Origin of the sequence: Pseudarthrobacter sp. J1738 (genome assembly GCF_050490315.1) — a bacterium.
GTDB lineage: Bacteria > Actinomycetota > Actinomycetes > Actinomycetales > Micrococcaceae > JBNPEO01.
This window is the reverse complement of sequence record NZ_JBNPEO010000002.1, coordinates 197,446-217,548: the sequence shown is the minus strand read 5'-3', so window position 1 is coordinate 217,548 and position 20,103 is coordinate 197,446. Positions and strand designations below refer to the sequence as shown.

Genomic DNA, 20,103 nt, shown 5'->3' with positions numbered 1-20,103 from the left:
AACTTTTAGATTCAGGAGTAATGAACATGAACCACAACTTCGGATGGTCCGCTGGCAACTTGCCGACGAGCCGCTATGTATTGCCGCAGTTCGAAGAGCGCACACCCTATGGCTTCAAGCGCCAAGACCCTTACACCAAGCTCTTTGAGGACCGCATCATCTTCCTCGGTGTTCAGGTTGACGACGCTTCGGCAGACGACATCATGGCCCAGCTCTTGGTCCTTGAGTCCACTGACCCAGACCGCGACATCACCTTGTACATCAACTCGCCCGGTGGTTCTTTCACCGCGATGACGGCAATTTACGACACCATGCAATACATCCGCCCTGAAATTCAGACGGTGTGCTTGGGTCAGGCTGCATCGGCTGCAGCGGTACTGCTCGCAGCTGGTACTCCGGGTAAGCGACTGGCACTGCCGAACGCTCGCGTTTTGATTCACCAGCCGGCACTCTCAGGTGGTCAGGGAGGTCAGGCTTCTGACCTGGAAATCCAGGCCAACGAAGTAATGCGTATGCGCACCTGGCTTGAGGACACTCTTGCCCTGCACTCCGGCCGGACTTCGGAGCAGGTCAACAATGACATTGAGCGCGACAAGATCCTGACGGCGGCAGAAGCCCTCGATTACGGTCTGATTGACCAGGTTCTCGAGACCCGGAAGATCAAGCCGACGGCGATCAGCAAGTAAGAACTGTAAAAACTTAAGCCGGTGGCGTCCTTCATCTGGACTCCACCGGCGTTTGTTTACCAGACGCCCGCGTCATGGTGTCTTAGAGTAGAAATAGTCGTCTACGAGGTGGACGGTAAATAGCAGTAGTACACGAAGGGATTCATTTATGGCTCGGATCGGCGAAAGCACGGATCTGCTGAAGTGTTCCTTTTGTGGCAAAAGCCAGAAGCAAGTGCGCAAGCTCATTGCTGGCCCTGGTGTTTACATCTGTGACGAATGCATCGAATTGTGCAACGAGATCATCGAAGAGGAGCTCGCGGAAGTAGCGGACCTCGGAAACTTCGAGTTGCCTAAGCCGCGGGAGATTTTCGACTTCCTGCAGGAATACGTTATTGGTCAGGAACCAGCCAAACGTTCACTCGCCGTCGCCGTGTACAACCATTACAAGCGCATTCAGGCCGGTCATGCTCCTAAGGGCGGCGCTTTGGCCGAGGGCCATCACGACGACGTTGAGATCGCCAAGTCCAATATCTTGCTGATCGGCCCCACCGGTTGTGGAAAGACCTATCTTGCACAAACCCTTGCCCGCCGCTTGAACGTTCCGTTCGCGGTAGCCGATGCGACGGCGCTCACCGAGGCCGGTTATGTGGGCGAGGACGTTGAGAACATTCTTCTCAAGCTGATCCAAGCCGCAGACTATGACGTCAAAAAGGCTGAGCAGGGAATCATCTACATCGATGAGATTGACAAAATCTCGCGTAAATCTGAGAACCCTTCCATCACCCGTGACGTTTCAGGAGAAGGTGTTCAACAGGCACTTTTGAAGATCTTGGAGGGCACCGTTGCTTCGGTTCCGCCGCAGGGTGGGCGCAAGCACCCGCACCAAGAATTTATTCAGATCGACACCACCAACGTGCTCTTTATTGTGGCTGGCGCCTTCGCCGGTCTGGAAGAGATCATTGGCTCGCGCTCGGGCCGTAAGGGAATTGGCTTTGGTGCCCCGCTCAATGAAGCACGGGACCAAGTGGATTCCTACGCGGAGGTTATGCCCGAGGACCTCCTCAAGTTCGGTCTGATCCCTGAGTTTATTGGCCGGCTTCCCGTGATCACGACCGTCTCCAACTTGGACCGCACAGCGCTGATCCAGATCCTCTCGGAGCCTAAGAACGCACTGATCAAGCAATATAAGAAAATGTTCTTGCTGGACGGTGTGGAACTTGAATTTGAAGACGCCGCCTTGGACGCGATCGCTGATCAAGCACTCGAGCGGGGGACCGGTGCTCGTGGTCTCCGCGCCATTTTGGAAGAAGTGCTGTTGCCGGTGATGTTTGACCTCCCCAGCCGTGAGGACATCGCTACAGCAGTTGTCACCGAGGATGTTGTTCTGAACAAGGCCCAGCCCACGCTGATCGCCCATGATGTGGTGGCCAAACGGCGGAATAAGTCCGCGTAATCTTTTGCTGTGATTGACGACGACGGAGGTCAACGCCGTCGTGCCCGCACCGCTTTTTGGTGGTGAAGAACTGAACCCAGGAGCTGTTTTGACTCTTCCAGAATCCAACACTGCCGATTTTTGGTTTGACCCGGTTTGCCCCTTTGCTTGGGTGACATCGCGGTGGATCGGCGAAGTGGAGAGTGTCCGCAACATCACCACCAATTGGCACGTAATGAGCTTGGCTGTGCTCAATGACGGCCGCGACTTGGACGAAGAGTACCGCGCATTTATGGACAAGGCATGGGGACCAGTTCGTGTCATCATCGCAGCTCAGGAATTGCACGGCGCCGAGTACATCAAGCCGCTCTACGATGCCATGGGCACGGAAATTCACAACAACGGCAACAAAGACCACGCTGACGTGATTAGCAAGGCCCTGGCCAGCACCGGACTGCCGGCTGACTTGGCACGCTTTGCTGATTCCAACGAGTATGACGATGCGTTGCGGGCTAGCCATGAGTCCGGCATTTCGCTTGTGGGCCAGGACGTTGGAACACCGGTGGTGTCTTTCAACGGCACTGCATTCTTTGGCCCCGTGCTGACCCGTATTCCGCGGGGTGAAGAGGCGGGCAAGATCTGGGACGCTACGGTCACCTTGGCGCAGTTCCCGTACTTCTTTGAGATCAAGCGCAGCCGGACCGAGATGCCGTCCTTCGACTAAGACGTCCGCTGGAACACTACTCCAAAAGCCTTGATCAAATAAAGCTGAGCACAACAAAAACCCCGCACCGAACTAACGGTGCGGGGTTTTGTCTAGTGTGCCTAGCTCTGTGCGGCTTCCTCGGCCGGGGCCAATTCAACAGCCGAGACGCTCAGTTCACCCTCGCCTGCAACGAGCATGATTTCCCGGGCGTTGCTGGCGGCCTTGAGGTCAACCAGCCCTGCTTCGAGTTGCTTGACCAGCTGCTCCGGCGCCGTGATCGTCGCTGAGAGGACCTCGGTACGTTGCTTCACCTTGGCCTCGGACTTCGCCTTGCGGACACCGCTGAGCGCCAGTCCCACGGTGGCAAGCATGGACAGATCTCCGTCAACACCCTGCAAGGCCGTGGGCCATGCTGCGCGGTGAACGGAACCGGTGCGCCACCAGCCCCAAACCTCTTCGGTGGCGAAGGGCAAGAAGGGAGCAAAGAGTCGCAACAAGGTGTCCAAGGTGGTGGCTAGGGCAGCCAAAACTGAAGCTTGTTCGGCTTCGCCTGCAGCACCGTAGGCGCGGTCCTTGATGAGCTCAACGTAGTCATCGGTGAACTGCCAGAAGAACGATTCGCTCAATTGCAAAGCGCGGGCGTAGTCGTACTTCTCGAAGGCCGCCGTGGCTGCCGCCGTGACGTTGGCCAGTTGGGTGAGCAGTGCGCGGTCCAAGGGGTTGGTGACTACTGAGAGATCGTTACCCAAAACGGAGTTCTCGGTGGCGCCCAGGTTCAGCACAAACTTGGAAGCGTTCAGGAGCTTGATCGCCAAGCGGCGGCCAATCTTCATCTGTGCAATCTCGTAAGCGGTGTCCGCCCCCAATTTGGCCGAGGCTGCCCAGTAACGGACAGCGTCAGAACCGTATTCGTTGAGCACGTCCGTAGGAACCACCACGTTGCCCTTGGACTTGGACATCTTCTTGCGGTCTGGATCCAGGATCCAGCCGGAGATGGCGGCGTGCCTCCACGGAGCCGAGCCCTGCAAAGCATCGGCACGCACTGCGGAGGAGAACAGCCAGGTGCGGATGATGTCGTGGCCCTGAGGACGCAGATCGAAGGGGTAAACCTTGGAGAAGAGTTCTTCGTCGCGGCTCCAGCCACCCACAATCTGCGGTGTCAGGGATGACGTTGCCCAAGTGTCCAACACGTCTGCGTCGCCAATAAAACCACCGGGTGCGTTGCGCTGATCTTCGGTATAACCGGGAGCTGCGTCGGCAGCGGGATCCACGGGAAGCATCTCGTCGCTGGGGACAAGGGGGCTATCGAAGTTCGGGTTACCCTGAGCATCCAGCGGGTACCAAACTGGAACGGGAACACCAAAGAAGCGCTGGCGGGAAACTAGCCAGTCACCGTTGAGGCCGGAGATCCAGTTTTCGTAACGTGAACGCATAAAGGCCGGGTGGAAATCGATCTCCTCGCCACGGCCAATGAGGCGTTCGCGGCGGTCCTCGTCGCGGCCACCATTGCGGATGTACCACTGACGCGAGGTAACCACTTCGAGCGGCTTGTCACCCTTTTCGAAGAAGTTCACCGGGTGCATAATCTTCTTCGGTTCCCCGTCCAGCAGGTCCGCAGCGGTTAAGAGTTCAACCACAGCTTCCTTGGCTGAGAACGCGGTTTTACCGGCAATTGAGGCATAAGCCTCGCGTCCAGCAGGCTCAGTGATCCATTCGGGAACCTCGGCGATGATGCGGCCGTCGCGGCCCATAATGGCGCGTGTGGGCAGCTGAAGTTCGCGCCACCAGGTGACGTCGGTCAGGTCACCGAAGGTACACACCATGGCTATGCCGGAACCCTTGTCCGCCTTGGCCAGCGGGTGAGCCAATACTTCTACTTCTACGCCGAAGATCGGTGAGGTGACCTTTTTGCCGAACAACGGTTTGTAGCGCTCGTCATCCGGGTTGGCAACCAATGCAGCACAAGCCGCGAGGAGCTCCGGGCGAGTGGTCTCGATGAAGATCTTCTCGCCGTCCTCGGTGAAGAACGGATAGCGGTAGTAAGCGCCAGCAACTTCGCGGTCTTCCAGCTCAGCTTGAGCCACAGCGGTGCGGAACGTCACGTCCCACAACGTGGGGGCTTCAGCCATATAAGCGTCGCCAGTGCTTAGGTTCGCCAAGAAAGCGCGCTGAGACACAGCACGGGAGACATCATCAATGGTGCGGTAAGTGAGCTTCCAGTCCACGGAAAGCCCCAAAGTCTGGAACAAGTTCTCGAAGATCTTCTCGTCCTCAACGGCGAGCTCTTCACACAGTTCAATGAAGTTTCGGCGGGACACCACATCAAAGTCGCGCTGGTTCTTCGCAGCGACCGCGGGCGGGCGGTAGTCGGCGTTGTAGGGCACTGAAGGATCGCAACGAACACCGTAGTAGTTCTGCACGCGGCGCTCAGTAGGCAGACCGTTGTCATCCCAACCCATCGGGTAGAAAACGTTTTTGCCGTTCATTCGCTGGAAGCGAGCCAACACGTCCGTCTGAGTGTAAGAGAACATGTGGCCCACGTGGAGTGAACCTGATGCTGTTGGCGGGGGAGTGTCAATCGAGTAGACCTGCTCGCGCGTGGTCTCGGTGTCGAAGTTGTACGTTCCTTCGCTCAGCCAACGCTGAGAAAGTTTGGTCTCCAAACCCTCCAAAGCGGGCTTGTCTGGAACATTGATAGGGGCGGTGGTGGGCGTGTCTGTACCCTGCGTGTCTTCAGCCATGGGTCAATTCTTTCATGTTCTGTAGCCGCCATTTGCAGTAGCATCCGAACATGAGTGACTTGGGCCAAGAACTGGTGGTTAAGCGTGTCTACGAGCCCGCCGCGGATGAGGATGGAACGCGGGTTTTGGTAGACAGGCTTTGGCCCCGCGGCGTGAGTAAGGAACGCGCCAAACTCGATCTCTGGCTCAAGGAGATTGCGCCGTCACCACTGCTACGCAAGGAATTCGCTCACATGCAGGATCGCTTCGCTGATTTCAAAAGCCAGTACTTGCACGAGTTGAGTCAAGCTCCGGAGCAGAGTGCCGCCGTCGACCTTCTCCTGGCGCATGTCCGCAACGGTGAGCACGTGACGTTGTTATATGGGGCAAAAAATCCAGACGTGAACCATGCAATTGTTTTGAGTGAATTCTTGCGCGCTAGGCTTGCATCATGACTTTGGCAGCAAGCGGTAGAGCGGCAGTAGTAACCGGTGCAAGCACGGGAATTGGTGAGGCCACAGTCCGCCGTCTCACCGCTGCCGGATGGCGCGTTTTCGCTGTAGCGCGCCGCGCAGAACGTCTCGCTTCGCTGGCCACTGAAACCGGCGCCGTTCCCGTAAGTCTGGACATTACTGACGACGCCGGAATTGCAGCTTTGCTGGCACAGGTCACCGAAGCGGGAGGAATTGATACTTTGGTCAACATCGCCGGCGGTGCCCGCGGCGTTGACAGTGTTGCCAACGCGAAAACGGAAGACTGGGAATGGATGTTCCAAGTCAACGTGGTGGGCACCATGAAGCTCACACGTGCGTTTTTGCCGATGCTGCGTGAAAACGGCGAGGGCACCGTTTTGAACCTCACCTCAACTGCGGCGCAGTCAGCCTATGAGGGTGGCGGCGGATACAACGCCGCCAAATTCGCTGAGCACGCCATGACCGGTGCGCTGCGCCTCGAAGAAGCCGAGCACAACGTGCGCGTGATTGAAGTTGCGCCAGGTATGGTGCAGACCGAGGAATTTTCGCTCAACCGCTTGGGTGACGCCGGTGCTGCCGCGAAAGTCTACGCCGGCGTGGATAAGCCACTGACCGCGGACGACGTTGCCGAAGTTATTGAGCACGCTGTGTCTTTGCCGCACCACGTCAACTTGGATCTGATCACCATCCGGCCGGTGGCACAAGCCGCCAATCACAAGGTGATCCGCAAATCCTAGCTAGCTGTTAGACTAGTAATACATGCATTGACCCGGCCATCACCGGTGAGCTTCCGGAAGAACACAACCACACCAGAACATCTTTTATGCGTGGATGTCAGTAGAACCGGACGGGTAAGCCCGTTACAGCAGATAATGAGCGGCCAAACGCGCTTCCCCCGGGGCGCACGTTTGGTAAGCGAGGTGGTACCGCGGTTCTGTTTTTTGGCCAAGTGCTGAGAAACAAATTCGTCCTTGCATCCTGTCAGTCACGTTGCTCATACCAGGATGTTAGAGATGCCAAAGTATCCCAAGGCCACCACTTCCCCCGACGCTTCAGGCGTGTCCACCTCAGTGAAGTTCCCGCACATCGAAGAGCGGATCCTCAAGTACTGGGACCAAGACGGCACCTTCCAAGCGAGTATCGATCAGCGCCCTGCACAACTGGACGGGGAAGCTCCTGGAACCAACGAGTTTGTGTTCTATGACGGCCCGCCCTTCGCCAACGGCCTGCCTCACTACGGTCACCTTTTGACCGGTTACGCCAAAGACCTCGTGGGCCGCTACCAGACTCAGCGAGGCCGCCGGGTGGAGCGACGCTTCGGCTGGGACACCCACGGTTTGCCTGCTGAGCTCGAAGCCATGAAGCAACTGGGTATGACTGACAAAACCCAGATCGTGGCCATGGGCATCGACAAGTTCAACGATGCTTGCCGTTCCTCAGTGATGAAGTACGCGGATGAATGGAAGAACTACGTCACCCGCCAGGCCCGCTGGGTTGACTTCGAAAACGACTACAAAACACTCAATGTTGAGTACATGGAGTCCGTGTTGTGGGCATTTAAACAGCTCCACGAAAAGGGACTGACGTATAACGGGTACCGCGTCCTTCCGTACTGCTGGAAGGACGAGACACCGCTGTCCAACCACGAGCTGCGGATGGATGACGACGTCTACAAGGACCGTCAGGACCAGACAGTCACAGTGATTTTCCCGCTCAAGGCTGGTAGTTCGGCGCTCTCCCAAGAGCTCGCAGGGGTTCTCGCCTTGGCCTGGACCACCACACCCTGGACCTTGCCTACCAACCTGGCCCTCGCCGTCGGGCCTGAGGTTAATTACGTAGTGGTGCCGGCCGGCCCCAACGGTGTTAAGGCCTCCGCTGTTGCAGCTGACGCTAAGTTCCTGATCGCCGCTGACTTGCTGGGCGCTTACGCCAAGGATTTGGGGTACGACGACGGCGCTGCCGCGACTGCCGCCGTGACGGCAACTCACCGTGGTGCAGACCTCGCCGGAATCAGTTATGAACCACTGTGGAACGACTTCGCGGACACCGAGAAGTACGGCACCGAGAACGCTTGGCGGATCCTCGTGGCTGACTACGTCACCACCACCGACGGTACGGGTATTGTTCACCAGGCTCCTGCCTATGGTGAAGATGACCAGAAGGTCTGTGAAGAGGCTGGCATTCCGGTGGTGCTCTCGGTAGATGAGGGCGCAAAGTTCTTGCCACTTTTTGCTAACGGCCCGCTTGCCGAGATTGTGGGCTTGCAGGTCTTCGAGGCCAACAAACCCATCACCGCTTTGCTGCGCGCTGAAGGCCGTTTGGTACGCCAGGCCAGCTACGAGCACTCCTACCCGCACTGCTGGCGTTGCCGTAACCCCCTGATCTACCGCGCGGTGTCCTCGTGGTACGTCTCCGTCACGGCTTTCAAGGACCGTATGGTGGAGCTCAACCAGGAGATCAACTGGATCCCGGATAACGTCAAGGACGGCCAGTTCGGCAAATGGTTGGCCAACGCCCGCGACTGGTCAATCAGCCGTAACCGTTTCTGGGGCAGCCCCATCCCCGTGTGGCAGTCCTCTGATCCGGAGTACCCGCGCACCGATGTGTACGGCTCTTTGGCTGAGATCGAAGCTGACTTTGGCCGGATCCCGCTCAACCACCAGGGCCAGCCCGATCTGCACCGTCCCTTCATCGACGAGCTGACTCGCCCCAACCCGGATGACCCGCGCACGCCAGAAGAAGGTCAGTCCGTGATGCGTCGTGTTGAGGACGTACTGGACGTGTGGTTTGATTCCGGATCCATGCCGTACGGCCAAGTGCACTATCCCTTTGAGAACCAAGATTGGTTTGATTCTCACAACCCGGCTGACTTCATTGTGGAGTACATCGGACAGACTCGCGGCTGGTTCTACATGCTGCACATCCTCTCCACTGCGCTCTTTGACCGTCCAGCTTTCCGCAATGTCATCAGCCACGGCATTGTGCTGGGTTCCGACGGTCAGAAGATGTCCAAGTCTTTGCGGAATTACCCTGACGTTTCAGAGGTTCTGGACCGTGACGGTTCAGACGCCATGCGTTGGTTCTTGATGTCCAGCCCCATCCTGCGTGGCGGCAACTTGGTAGTGACCGAACAGGGTATCCGCGACGGTGTTCGTCAAGTGATCTTGCCGCTGTGGAACGTGTACAGCTTCTTTACCCTGTACACCAACGCTGCCAATGGTGGCGCTGGCTACGAGGCTACGCTGCGCTACGACGGCTACCAAGACACGATGGATCAGTACCTGTTGGCCAACACCGGGGACCTAGTCCGCGATGTCACCGAGGCTCTGGACAGCTACGACATTTCAGGGGCGTGTGATGCCCTGCGCAGCTACTTGGACATGCTGACCAACTGGTATGTGCGCCGTAGCCGCCAGCGGTTCTTTGACGAGAGCACTGACGCCTTTGACGCTTTGTACACGGCCCTGGAAGCCGTGTGCCGTGTTGCTGGCCCGCTGTTGCCGCTGGTGACTGAGGAGATCTGGCGTGGACTCACCGGTGGCCGTTCGGTTCACCTCACGGACTGGCCCAACGTTGATTTGTTCCCGGCCAAGCCTGACTTGGTCCAGGCTATGGACCGCATCCAGCAGATCTGTTCGGTTGGTTCGAGCTTGCGAAAAGCCGCGAAGTTGCGCGTTCGTTTGCCGCTCCAGGAACTCACTGTGGTGGCACCCAACGCTGCATCACTGGGCGACTTTGCCTCCGTCGTCGGGGAAGAGTTGAATATCCGTTCGGTCAAGCTTCTGGACGCGGAGACTGCCTCCCCTGAAGAGTTTGGGATCGAGCAGAAACTGGTGGTGAACGCACGGGCCGCGGGCCCGCGTTTGGGCAAAAACGTTCAGCTCGCCATCAAGGGTTCCAAGTCGGGGGACTGGTCAGTGTCCGACGCCGGTGTTGTTACCTCGGGTGGTTTGGAACTTGAACCGCAGGAGTACACGCTAGAAACGGTGGTGGCCGGCGCTGGTGAGGGTTCGGGCAAAGCAGTTGCAGTACTGCCCGGTGGTGGCTTCGTGGTGCTGAACACCGAGCTGACCCCGGAGCTCGAAGCTGAGGGACTTGCTCGTGACATGGTTCGCACAATCCAACAGGCCCGTAAGGATGCTGACCTCAACGTCAGCGACAGGATCCGCACCACTGTGACAGCCGCTGCAGCAGTTATCGCAGCGCTTGAATCTAACGCTGAGTTGGTCAAGGTTGAGACTCTCACCGAGGAGTGGGAGCTGGTTGTTGCGGATTCTTCCAACAGCTCTGATGCAAGTGACGCGCACGTTGTAGTGGAGAAGGTAAAGGTATGAGCGACGAATTCTCAGTAGAGAGTGTCTACGCAGAACTGTTGAGCCGTGCCCCGGAGAACAAAATGGAGCCGCGTTTGGCTCCGTTGTTCCGGGCCATGGAGGTTTTGGGTGAGCCTAACAAGGCATTCCCGATCATCCACGTCACGGGCACCAATGGAAAGACCTCTACGGCCCGCATGATCGAATCCGGCTTGCGTGCGCATGGCTTGAGTACTGGACGGTACACGAGTCCGCACCTGGCCAAAGTGACGGAGCGCATTTCGATTGATGGCGAGCCGGTAGCCGATGAAACCTTTGTGCGAATTTGGGATGAGATTCACCCCTATTTGGACATTGTTGATGCCGAATTGGATGGCAAGGGCGAGCCGAAACTCACCTACTTTGAATGCGTTACCATTCTGGGCTTCGCTATCTTCGCCGATCAGCCGGTTGATGTGGCCGTTATTGAGGTGGGTCTTGGCGGCATCACCGACGCTACTAACGTTGGTGATGGCCAAGTCTCGGTGATCACACCAATTTCCTTGGATCACACCGATCTTTTGGGCGACACTACGCAGGACATTGCCCTTGAGAAGGCTGGCATCATCAAGCCTGGTGGTTTTTTGGTTAGCGCCGTTCAAGACGTTGAAGCAGCCCAAGTGCTTTTGGAAAAAGCGCGGGAAGTGGACGTCCCGTTCCGCTTTGAAGGTGTTGAGTTTGGGGTGGAGTCCCGCCAGATCGCCGTTGGTGGTCAGGTGCTCTCCATCCAAGGCCTCGCTGGCCGCTACCAAGACATTCTTCTGCCACTCCATGGTGCGCACCAAGCGCAAAATGCTGCGGTGGCCGTTGCCGCCCTTGAAGCGTTTTTTGGTGCCGGAGAGCGTGAACTGGATGCTGAGATTGTGGCGGAAACCTTTGCAAACGTCACTTCTCCAGGGCGTCTAGAAGTTGTTCGCACAGCTCCAACCATCATCGTGGATGCTGCCCATAACCCTGAAGGAATTCGAGTTAGTGCAGAGGCCATCACGGAGGCCTTTAGCTTCAGCAAGCTAGTGGTGGTTTTGGGTGTTCTGCGCGAGAAGGATGCCGAGGAAATCCTCAAGCAATTGCGTGAGTCTTTGGGCGAGCTATTGGGCGAGATCTGCTTTACACAGTCCACCTCACCGCGTGCGATTCCGGCCGGGGAACTCGCTGAATTGGCAATTGACCTTGGCTTTGGTGAAGAGAACGTCAAGATTGCTGAGTCTTTGGACGATGCTATTGAGTGGGCTGTTGAACGCTCTGAATCCAATGAGGATTTGGCTGGCGGTGTGTTGGTCACCGGTTCAATCACGCTAGTTGCTGAGGCTAGGATGCTCCTCGCCAAGGCAGGGGAGTAGGTTATGGCTAAGTTGACCAAGGCTCAGCGCGAGTGGCGCCCCGGAATGCCTAAAAAACGGCGTTCCACCAAAGTGATGTTTGCCTCTACCGTGTTGTTGCTTGAGGCGTTTGTGGCGTTCTTTGCCACGCTTGTGGTGTTTGGTCTCAAGCGCAATGAACTCAACCCCGCTTTGATCCTCACGGTTGGTATTGCTGTGGCCGTGATTATGGTGGTGGCTTGTGCTTTCTTGAGTAAGCCCTGGGGCGTTGCGCTGGGGTGGCTGCTTCAAGTGGTGTTGATTCTCACCGGCTTTGTTGAGCCAATGATGTTTGTGGTGGGTGTTCTGTTTGCTGTGGCCTGGTGGTACGGCATTCGGACGGGCATCCGGATTGACACTGAGAACGCCCAACGCGAGCGTGAGCAGGCCGCGTGGGATGCCGAACATCGCGACGTAGCACCCGGCGGAACCGCAGCCAGCTAAGCAAGAAGTGGCTGAAAGCACGTAAGCTTTTGTTGATATCCCAAACCCAACTTTTGGAGCGATTGTGAGCATTGAACGCACACTAGTACTCGTCAAGCCCGACGGTGTGGCACGCAACCTGAGCGGCGCCATCCTGGCCCGCATCGAGGCCAAGGGTTACACCCTTGTGGAGCTCAAGAAGGTCAACGCGAGCCGCGAATTGTTGGAGCAGCATTACGAGGAGCATGTAGGCAAGCCGTTCTACGAGCCGCTTGTTGAATTTATGCTCAGCGGCCCGGTAGTGGCAGCGATCTTTGAAGGCCACCGCGTTATTGAAGGCTTCCGCTCCTTGGCGGGAACCACTGATCCAACCACAGCAGCGCCGGGCACCATTCGTGGTGACTTTGGCCGCGACTGGGGCCTGAAGGTCCAGCAGAACTTGGTTCACGGCTCGGACTCAGTAGAGTCAGCCGAGCGCGAGATCGGCATCTGGTTCTCCTAAAACTTTCCACTAAAAAGCTGTGGCCGGGTTGTCCCCGGCCACAGCTTTTTTGTTTATGAAGTTCTTGGCTCAGTAGCCGGAGGTGCCGATGAAGACGGCGATGAATCGGAAGAACACAGCGGCAATAACACCGACGTACAGCAGTACCACAACGGCCCAGCCCCATTCGCCGAGGAACTTGGTCAGCGCGGCAGGTGCGGGGATCACGCCGTGTATCAGGTTCCGGGTGGTCACCCAAATAAACATGGGGATCATCATGGCCCAGACCACCATGCAGAACGGGCAGAGAATTCCAATTGCGTAGAGCGCTTGGCTAAAGAGCCAGCAAACAAAGATGAATCCAAGCGTTACGCCAGCTTGAAGACCAAGCCAGTACCAACGCGCAAACTTGGCTCCGGCCAGAATCCCCATGGCGGTGGTGATGATGATGGCAAAAGCCACAATCCCAATAAACATGTTGGGGAAGCCGAACAATGAGCTCTGCCACGTCTTCATCACCTGGCCGCAGGAAACCCAAGGGCTAACGTCGCACGCTGTGATGTGGTTAGGGTCTTTGAGTACTTCGAGCTTCTCCAAGACCAACCAGCCCGAGGCGATCCATCCGACGATTCCGGTGATCAGGAGAAGCCAAGCAAACGGTTTGTCTCGAGTCATGGTGGGAATGGTTTGTGGTGCTGGGGAGGGCATGGGTTATTCGTCCTTCGTTGGGATTACCTTCGGTGATTGTAGCGCCCGTAGATGGGCACTTCCCTGAATAGTGTTCTGGGCTAGGGCACCGGCTACCGTGCCGTGACGCGCTGAAGCGTTCGGCTTGTGAGAGAATGTGCTTGTCTGGTTACCGATCCACACTCGGTCTCCAGTCCGGCAATACGTCAAGAAGACTGCTGATGAAGAATCGGTCCGCACACGAATCCTCCGGATTTAGCAACGGACCTGATAGCCATCAGGCGGCACCTGGCTATAGCACGTGGCAAGTTTGCTACACGTGACATGGCGGGTTGTGATGCGATTGACGGTCTTAGGGACTTGCCGCACCCAGATGATGGTGCGAACCCAAAGACAAACCACTGACTTCTGTTAACGCCTGCGGGTTTTGACAATTATTGGCCCTATGGGGCGCTGGCTGTGGGGCGGCTACCGGGGCAGGAGTATTGCCACTATGGACAGTGACCAAATAACAACGGGTAATGACGAATCAACGTCAGCACCACAGCAAAACACCAACGCTGATACCAATGAATCAGCCAAAGCGCCCGCAAAGCGCCCCACGCGTAGCCGCCGCAAGCCAGCCGCAGCAGCCACTAATACCTCTGAAGCTGACGCCAGCGAAGCAATCGACGCTACACCGGCCGCTGTAACGAATGCAGCGGAAGCTACCGCCGAGCCAGCGCCCAAACGGACGCGCAAAGCCCCAGTTCGCCGGACACGTAAAGCAGCTGCTCCGGGTGAGTCAGCGGCTCAGCCAACCACTGAAGCAGCGCCAGTGGAACCTCTGCAGGTAGAAAGTTCGACGTCGGAAGCCGCAACTGCTGCCCCGGCCCGCCGCACCCGCACCACCAAAATGAAGGCCCAACCGGCCGCTAGCCGCCAACGCGCCAGCCGCGCAGCAGCCACTGTAGAAGCCGCTGCGCCTGAAGTTTCAGAGCCTGAAGCTTCAGCCGCCGTCGTTGAAGCCCCTGTTGTAGAAGCACCTGTGTCTGAAGCACCTGTGCCTGATGCAACTGTGTCTGAAACACCGGTTGCTGAAGCCACCACCAGAGGAGCTAGTCGCCGAAATTCAGGACGCAACACCTCACGTAATTCGCGCAGCAAAAAGCCAGTCACCGATGAGGCAGCTTCCCAGCCAGCCGAAGAACCCCAGCTCACCGAGGAAACCCAGCCAGCTGGAACGGCAACACCTGAGGTCAAGGAAGCTGCGCCGTCTGTCACCACGGAGGACGGAGCAGTTCCGGCAGAAGAGAAACCTGCCCCGTCTATTACTTCGCTGTTTATGGAGCCCGTCTCGGCGAGCTCGGTGATTTTCCAGGCCCCTGACTTGAGCGTGGTTGTTCGCACCCCCGCCGAGGTCAGTGCCGACATTGATGAAGCTGAGGACCTCGACGAGGAAGAGGGCGACGCCGGTTCACGCCGTCGTCGTCGTAGCCGTAGCCGCCGCAACCGCTCCCGCGGTGGTTCCCGGAACGAATCCTCTGAGAATCCGGACACGGACGAGTTTGAGGATCCCAACGAGGAAGAGGTTGAGCCGGACAACGACAGCAATAACGACGGCGTGACCTCACGTCGGCGTCGGCGTCGCCGCCGCGGTGACCAGGATCTTGAGTTGACCGGTGGTGGAGACGACGATCCGCCTAACACGGTGACCCGTGTGCGTGCTCCGCGTGCCGTCACTGAGTCTGCACCGTCAAACCGGGTTACCAGTGTCAAGGGTTCCACTCGTTTGGAAGCTAAGAAGCAGCGTCGCCGGGAGTCTCGCGAGACTGGCCGTCGCCGCCAAGTCATCACGGAAGCCGAGTTCTTGGCTCGCCGTGAATCCGTAGACCGCCAAATGATTGTTCGTCAGCGCGACGACAGGATTCAAATCGGCGTCCTCGAAGACGGCGTATTGGCAGAGCACTTTGTCTCCAAAACGCAGCAGGACTCGCTGATTGGCAACGTTTACTTGGGCCGCGTGCAGAATGTTTTGCCGTCCATGGAAGCTGCATTTGTGGACATTGGACGTGGCCGTAACGCTGTCCTGTACGCAGGCGAAGTCAACTGGGATTCAGTTCATCTCGAAGGAAAAGCTCGCCGCATTGAGAATGCTTTGAAGTCCGGCGATTCCGTTTTAGTTCAGGTGTCCAAGGACCCGGTAGGGCACAAGGGTGCTCGACTGACGAGCCAGATTTCGCTGCCGGGCCGCTACTTGGTGTACGTGCCGGGCGGTTCAATGACGGGCATTTCCCGTAAGCTCCCGGACGTTGAGCGTAACCGTCTCAAGCGCATTCTGAAGGACCGTTTGCCGGAAAACGCGGGCGTTATTGTTCGCACGGCTGCTGAGGGTGCTTCTGAGGAAGAGCTCACGCATGACATCAATCGTCTGCGCGCTCAGTGGGAAGGTATCGAGTCACAAGCCACCTCCACCAAGATCCTTGCTCCTGAACTGCTCTACGGCGAACCTGACCTCACCATCAAGGTAGTGCGTGACGTTTTCAACGAGGACTTTTCCAAGTTGATCGTCTCCGGTGAAGAAGCGTGGGACACCATTGAGGCCTACGTTACGTACGTGGCGCCGGATTTGGTGGGTCGTTTGGAAAAGTGGACCGAGGACCGGGACATTTTCTCCGCATGGCGCATTGATGAGCAGATCCACAAGGCTCTGGACCGTAAGGTCTTTTTGCCCTCTGGTGGTTCCTTGGTCATTGACCGCACCGAGGCCATGACCGTGGTGGACGTCAACACTGGTAAGTTCACCGGCAGTGGCGGAAACCTTGAAGAAACGGTGACAAAGAACAACCTCGAAGCCGCTGAGGAAGTTGTTCGTCAGCTTCGCCTGCGTGACATCGGTGGAATCATTGTGATCGACTTCATCGACATGGTTTTGGAGTCTAACCGCGACCTCGTGCTGCGTCGTATGGTTGAGTGCTTGGGCCGGGACCGGACTAAGCATCAGGTGGCCGAAGTGACATCATTGGGCCTAGTGCAGATGACGCGTAAGCGTATGGGCACAGGCTTGCTTGAGGTATTCGGTGAGCAGTGCGAGGTCTGCGACGGTCGTGGTGTGGTTACTCACGACGAACCCGTTGAACACCGCCGTTCCAGCACCTCGTCCGCTGATCACCAGCACCGGGATCACAGCCGGGAGGCCCAGCGTGATCAAAACCGTGAGCAGAATCGGGATCAAAGCCGCTCGGAAAACCAGCAGCCCAGCGTACGGAGCGAACGTCGCCGTCGTCGTGGCAAGGGTGGAAACGTGGCAGGCGAGCAGCAGCAACAGCAGCAGCTCGAACTGATCCCGGCGAACCCGGTAGCGGTTGAAGAAGAGTTTGACGAGGATCGCCAGGCTAAGGCTGAAGCGGTTCGCCACGCGCTGGCTAACATCGCCGCTGCAGCTCACGCAGCCCATGCTCATTACGACGATGCTCAGAGCGCCGACTCTCATAGCGCCGACGCTCATAACGCGGACGCTCATAGCGCGGACGCTTATGAGAGCGACGCGACTGCCGCTACTCAGGCGACAAGCGCTGAGAAGGGCACGGAAGCTGTGGAGAACGAAGGTGCCGCTCGCGCTGTGCTTCGTTTTGACGGTGAAGAAGTAGTCATTCCGGTGGCAACAAGCACGGCAGCGGCAGTCAGTGCTGCACCGGCTCTGAGTTTGGACGTGCTCAACGCAGCTTTCGCTACGCTTGGCGGTAATGACTCTGCGGCCACTGAACCGGCGGACCTCGAAGCAGCTACTGACGAACCGGCTACAGCTGTGGCAGCACCCGTTGGTAGCAGCACCAGTCGTGGACGTCGCCGCCGTAGCGCAAGCCGTGCACAGGGCGCAGCGTTGGAAACAAACGTCGAGCTCCAGAGCAATGTTGCACCAGCAAGCTCCGGAACTCACGAAGCTAAGGCACCTGAAGCTCGAGAGCTCACCAAAAGCGTTCAAGCGCCGGCTAAGCAAGCACCGGTGATCTTGGGTGTTGGTGTCCCGGCCTCTGAACTCTAACGGCTCGGAACTCTAGAGGTTCGGGGCTGGTTCTGAGCTAGCGTCACAAGAGGAGCATCCCTGCTAGGGGTGCTCCTCTTTTGCTATAGATTGGGGGCAAATCTTGAAGGGGGTTCCACGGAATGGCAACAGAATTGACTCAGCCCAGCATTTTTCCGCACCACTTTGCCCTAACGGATCATCCTGCCTCGACGCCTGAGGCGGCACACAATGGGCAACAGCGGATTCCACGGGTGTTAAGCATTGCTGGCTCAGACCCTTCGGGCGGGGCAGGAATTCAAGCAGATCTCAAAAGTATTGCAGCCAACGGCGGCTACGGAATGGCTGTGATCACCGCGCTCACGGCACAAAACACTCGAGGTGTTCAGGGTGTGCACGTGCCACCAACAGTTTTTTTGAATCAACAGCTTGAATCGATTTCCGCTGACATTGACGTTGACGCCGTCAAAATCGGGATGCTCGGCAACGCTGAGGTGATCCGTACGGTCGCTGCTTGGTTGACGAGAACGCAGCCAGCCGTCGTCGTACTGGATCCTGTTATGGTGGCCAGCAGCGGTGACCGGCTATTGGATCCGGACGCCGAAGCAGCCATGCGTGAGCTTTTACCGTTGGCGGATTTGATCACCCCTAATATTCCTGAACTGGCAGCGCTTTTAGGCGAGCCTGTGGTGCAATCGTGGGCGGAGGCCCTCGAGCAAGGAAAGCGCTTAGCTGCAGAACTGGGTTCTACGGTGCTGGTCAAAGGCGGCCATTTGGACGGTCCGGTATGCCCTGACGCACTAATCAACACCGTTGGTTTTCTTGCTGAAGAGGTGGTGCTCTTTGAATCGGCGCGGGTAGATACTCGCAACACCCACGGGACCGGATGCTCCCTCTCCTCAGCCTTAGCCACCATCTTTGTCTCCACACAGGATTGGGTACTTTCCGTTCGGGAAGCCAAATCATGGCTGGTTGACGCCCTTGAAAGTGCCGACCAGCTCAACGTTGGGAGCGGCCACGGACCGGTGAACCACTTTCACGCCCTATGGAATGGCCAGGCTTGGAGCGGTCATCAACCCACGTCAACACCGAACGGGACGGCGGGGGAGCACGCTCGTGAGTGGTGGCGGCTCGCAGCGGAGTCCTTGAGTGCCATCTACAAGCTCGGCTTCATCAAGGAGCTCAGCGATGGTTCCTTGAGTGCCAAAGACTTCGCCTATTACCTCTCGCAAGACGCCCTGTACCTCAACGGGTATTCACGAGTGTTGCAAAGAGCCAGCGAGCTTGCGCCACACCAAGGGGCAAAAGACTTCTGGGCTCATTCGGCTGCTCAGTGCATTGAGGTCGAAGCAGAACTTCACCGCAACTGGTTGTCCTCCTACGCAGATGGTGGTTTCGTCGGCTCTCCAATCGGTATCACCCCACCCGGGCCCGTAACGCAGACCTATTTGGATCATTTGGATGCGGCTGCTGCCCAGGGCAACTATCCCGTGGTGGTTGCGGCAGTTCTGCCGTGTTTCTGGATTTATGCCGAGGTGGGCGCAGTACTCTACGCACAATTTTGTGATGCGGGGGAGCCGGCCACACATCCCTATGCCCAATGGTTAAAGAATTATGCGGATGAGGAATTTGCCGAGGCAACCCGGACGGCAATTACTCTGGCGGATGAGGCTGCAGTTGGTGCTTCAGCGCCCGAGCGGGAAGCTATGAAGACTGCTTTTGCGGCGGCTTGCCAGTATGAGGTGGAATTCTTCGACGCGCCACGCCGCCACGGATAGGTTTCTGGCCATAGAGTCAGGCTAGAATAGTCAAGCGCGGTTTCGACGTGCACTCGGATGAAAGTTGGCTTCGGCCAACGGATTAGGTCCGGAAAGAATGTGGTGTCTACCACGGGAAGCGTGTCGAAGCCAGCCTCATTTGCAGCGAGTAGCGGAATTAGCGTATTCTAGTTCTTCGGTGCTTACGCCAACACTTGGGTTTGATCCTGGTGGTATTTATCCACGGATTCCCACACGGAGCTCTTTTGAGTTCCACGGCGTTGAGGCACAGCAAGGGTCAACAGCATTCAATGCAGATCCTTCACGCAAACTTTAGTAAGAAACGTCGAGAGAAGTGAGTTCCCAAGTGGTGTACGCGATTGTCCGCGCCGGCGGCCGCCAAGAGAAGGTCTCCGTTGGAGACTACGTAACCCTTAACCGCGTCGCCGGTGGAGCAGGTAGCACCATTGAGCTGCCCGCACTGCTTTTGGTAGATGGTGACAAGCTCACCACTGCTGCAGCTGACCTGGCCAAGGTTACGGTTACTGCTGAAATCCTAGAAGATTTCCGTGGCCCGAAGATTGTCATTCAGAAGTTCAAGAACAAGACCGGCTACAAGAAGCGCCAAGGTCACCGTCAGGAACTGACCAAGGTAAAGATCACCGGTATCAAGTAACTTTCGGGTTGCTTCCAGGTTTTCACATAGTCGTAAAGGTAGGCATTTCAAATGGCACATAAAAAAGGCGCGAGCTCCACTCGCAACGGTCGTGACTCCAACGCCCAGTACCTGGGTGTAAAGCGCTTCGGCGGCCAGGTTGTTTCTGCAGGCGAAATCATCGTTCGCCAGCGTGGCACCCACTTCCACCCGGGTGCCGGTGTGGGACGTGGCGGCGACGACACCCTGTTCGCACTCGAGGCAGGTTCGGTTGAGTTTGGTACTCGCCGTGGCCGTCGCGTAGTGAACATTGTTGCTGCTGCTGCCGCAGAGTAATAAATAGTTTTTGCCAGTGGAGCGGGCCCTCGGGTCCGCTCCACTGTGCTTT

General features: G+C 57.4%; 15 protein-coding genes. 13 read left to right on the top strand and 2 right to left on the bottom strand.

Going from position 1 to position 20,103, the window contains the following annotated elements:
• The first annotated feature begins 26 nt into the window (after positions 1-26).
• The 3 genes from ACQR35_RS04615 to ACQR35_RS04605 all read left to right on the top strand — a co-directional run bounded on the left by ACQR35_RS04615 (position 27) and on the right by ACQR35_RS04605 (position 2,824).
• Positions 27-686 carry an ATP-dependent Clp protease proteolytic subunit gene (locus ACQR35_RS04615; RefSeq protein ID WP_430268212.1) on the top strand — a complete coding sequence of 220 codons (660 nt, stop codon included), beginning with the start codon at positions 27-29 and terminating at the stop codon, positions 684-686.
• 148 nt (positions 687-834) lie between these two features.
• Complete coding sequence (clpX, locus tag ACQR35_RS04610) at positions 835-2,121, top strand: ATP-dependent Clp protease ATP-binding subunit ClpX (RefSeq protein WP_430268213.1); 1,287 nt, start codon at positions 835-837, stop codon at positions 2,119-2,121.
• A gap of 88 nt (positions 2,122-2,209) precedes the next feature.
• Positions 2,210-2,824 carry a DsbA family protein gene (locus ACQR35_RS04605; RefSeq protein WP_430268244.1) on the top strand — a complete coding sequence of 205 codons (615 nt, stop codon included), beginning with the start codon at positions 2,210-2,212 and terminating at the stop codon, positions 2,822-2,824.
• Between the two features lie 101 nt (positions 2,825-2,925).
• Here the strand turns inward: ACQR35_RS04605 and valS are convergent, their stop codons facing one another.
• Entirely contained in the window at positions 2,926-5,547 is a 2,622-nt protein-coding gene (gene valS, locus ACQR35_RS04600; RefSeq protein WP_430269360.1) for a valine--tRNA ligase, read from the bottom strand.
• A 50-nt stretch (positions 5,548-5,597) separates the two neighbouring features.
• Between valS and ACQR35_RS04595 the strand changes: the two genes are divergently transcribed.
• From ACQR35_RS04595 to ndk, 6 genes are all read left to right on the top strand, one after another.
• Entirely contained in the window at positions 5,598-5,981 is a 384-nt protein-coding gene (locus ACQR35_RS04595) for a DUF488 domain-containing protein (RefSeq protein ID WP_430268215.1), read from the top strand.
• Positions 5,978-6,736 (top strand): SDR family oxidoreductase, encoded by a 759-nt coding sequence (locus tag ACQR35_RS04590; RefSeq protein WP_430268216.1) that lies wholly within the window; start codon positions 5,978-5,980, stop codon positions 6,734-6,736. The genes ACQR35_RS04595 and ACQR35_RS04590 overlap by 4 nt, the downstream gene beginning before the upstream one ends.
• A gap of 276 nt (positions 6,737-7,012) precedes the next feature.
• Positions 7,013-10,333 (top strand): isoleucine--tRNA ligase, encoded by a 3,321-nt coding sequence (gene ileS, locus ACQR35_RS04585; RefSeq protein ID WP_430269359.1) that lies wholly within the window; start codon positions 7,013-7,015, stop codon positions 10,331-10,333.
• Positions 10,330-11,691 (top strand): bifunctional folylpolyglutamate synthase/dihydrofolate synthase, encoded by a 1,362-nt coding sequence (locus ACQR35_RS04580; protein ID WP_430268218.1) that lies wholly within the window; start codon positions 10,330-10,332, stop codon positions 11,689-11,691. Before ileS ends, ACQR35_RS04580 begins: the two co-directional genes overlap by 4 nt.
• A 3-nt stretch (positions 11,692-11,694) precedes the next feature.
• Positions 11,695-12,153, top strand: a complete 459-nt coding sequence (locus tag ACQR35_RS04575) for a DUF4233 domain-containing protein (RefSeq protein WP_430269358.1) — start codon at positions 11,695-11,697, stop codon at positions 12,151-12,153.
• A gap of 64 nt (positions 12,154-12,217) precedes the next feature.
• Entirely contained in the window at positions 12,218-12,634 is a 417-nt protein-coding gene (ndk, locus tag ACQR35_RS04570; protein ID WP_430268220.1) for a nucleoside-diphosphate kinase, read from the top strand.
• Positions 12,635-12,703: 69 nt separating this feature from the next.
• Here ndk and ACQR35_RS04565 read toward each other — a convergent pair whose 3' ends face one another.
• A complete protein-coding gene (locus ACQR35_RS04565) occupies positions 12,704-13,321 on the bottom strand; it encodes a vitamin K epoxide reductase family protein (RefSeq protein WP_430269357.1) in 618 nt (205 codons plus the stop codon).
• Between the two features lie 472 nt (positions 13,322-13,793).
• On the opposite strand from ACQR35_RS04565, the gene ACQR35_RS04560 reads away from it, so the two are divergent.
• From ACQR35_RS04560 to rpmA, 4 genes are all read left to right on the top strand, one after another.
• Positions 13,794-17,324, top strand: coding sequence for an Rne/Rng family ribonuclease (locus ACQR35_RS04560; protein WP_430269356.1), 3,531 nt, complete (start codon positions 13,794-13,796; stop codon positions 17,322-17,324).
• Positions 17,325-17,446: 122 nt separating this feature from the next.
• Positions 17,447-19,081 carry a bifunctional hydroxymethylpyrimidine kinase/phosphomethylpyrimidine kinase gene (locus ACQR35_RS04555; protein WP_430269355.1) on the top strand — a complete coding sequence of 545 codons (1,635 nt, stop codon included), beginning with the start codon at positions 17,447-17,449 and terminating at the stop codon, positions 19,079-19,081.
• A gap of 346 nt (positions 19,082-19,427) precedes the next feature.
• Positions 19,428-19,736, top strand: a complete 309-nt coding sequence (gene rplU, locus ACQR35_RS04550) for a 50S ribosomal protein L21 (protein WP_430268245.1) — start codon at positions 19,428-19,430, stop codon at positions 19,734-19,736.
• 51 nt (positions 19,737-19,787) lie between these two features.
• On the top strand, positions 19,788-20,051 hold the full coding sequence (gene rpmA / locus ACQR35_RS04545; RefSeq protein WP_430268224.1) for a 50S ribosomal protein L27: 264 nt from the start codon (positions 19,788-19,790) through the stop codon (positions 20,049-20,051).
• The last annotated feature ends 52 nt before the right edge of the window (positions 20,052-20,103 follow it).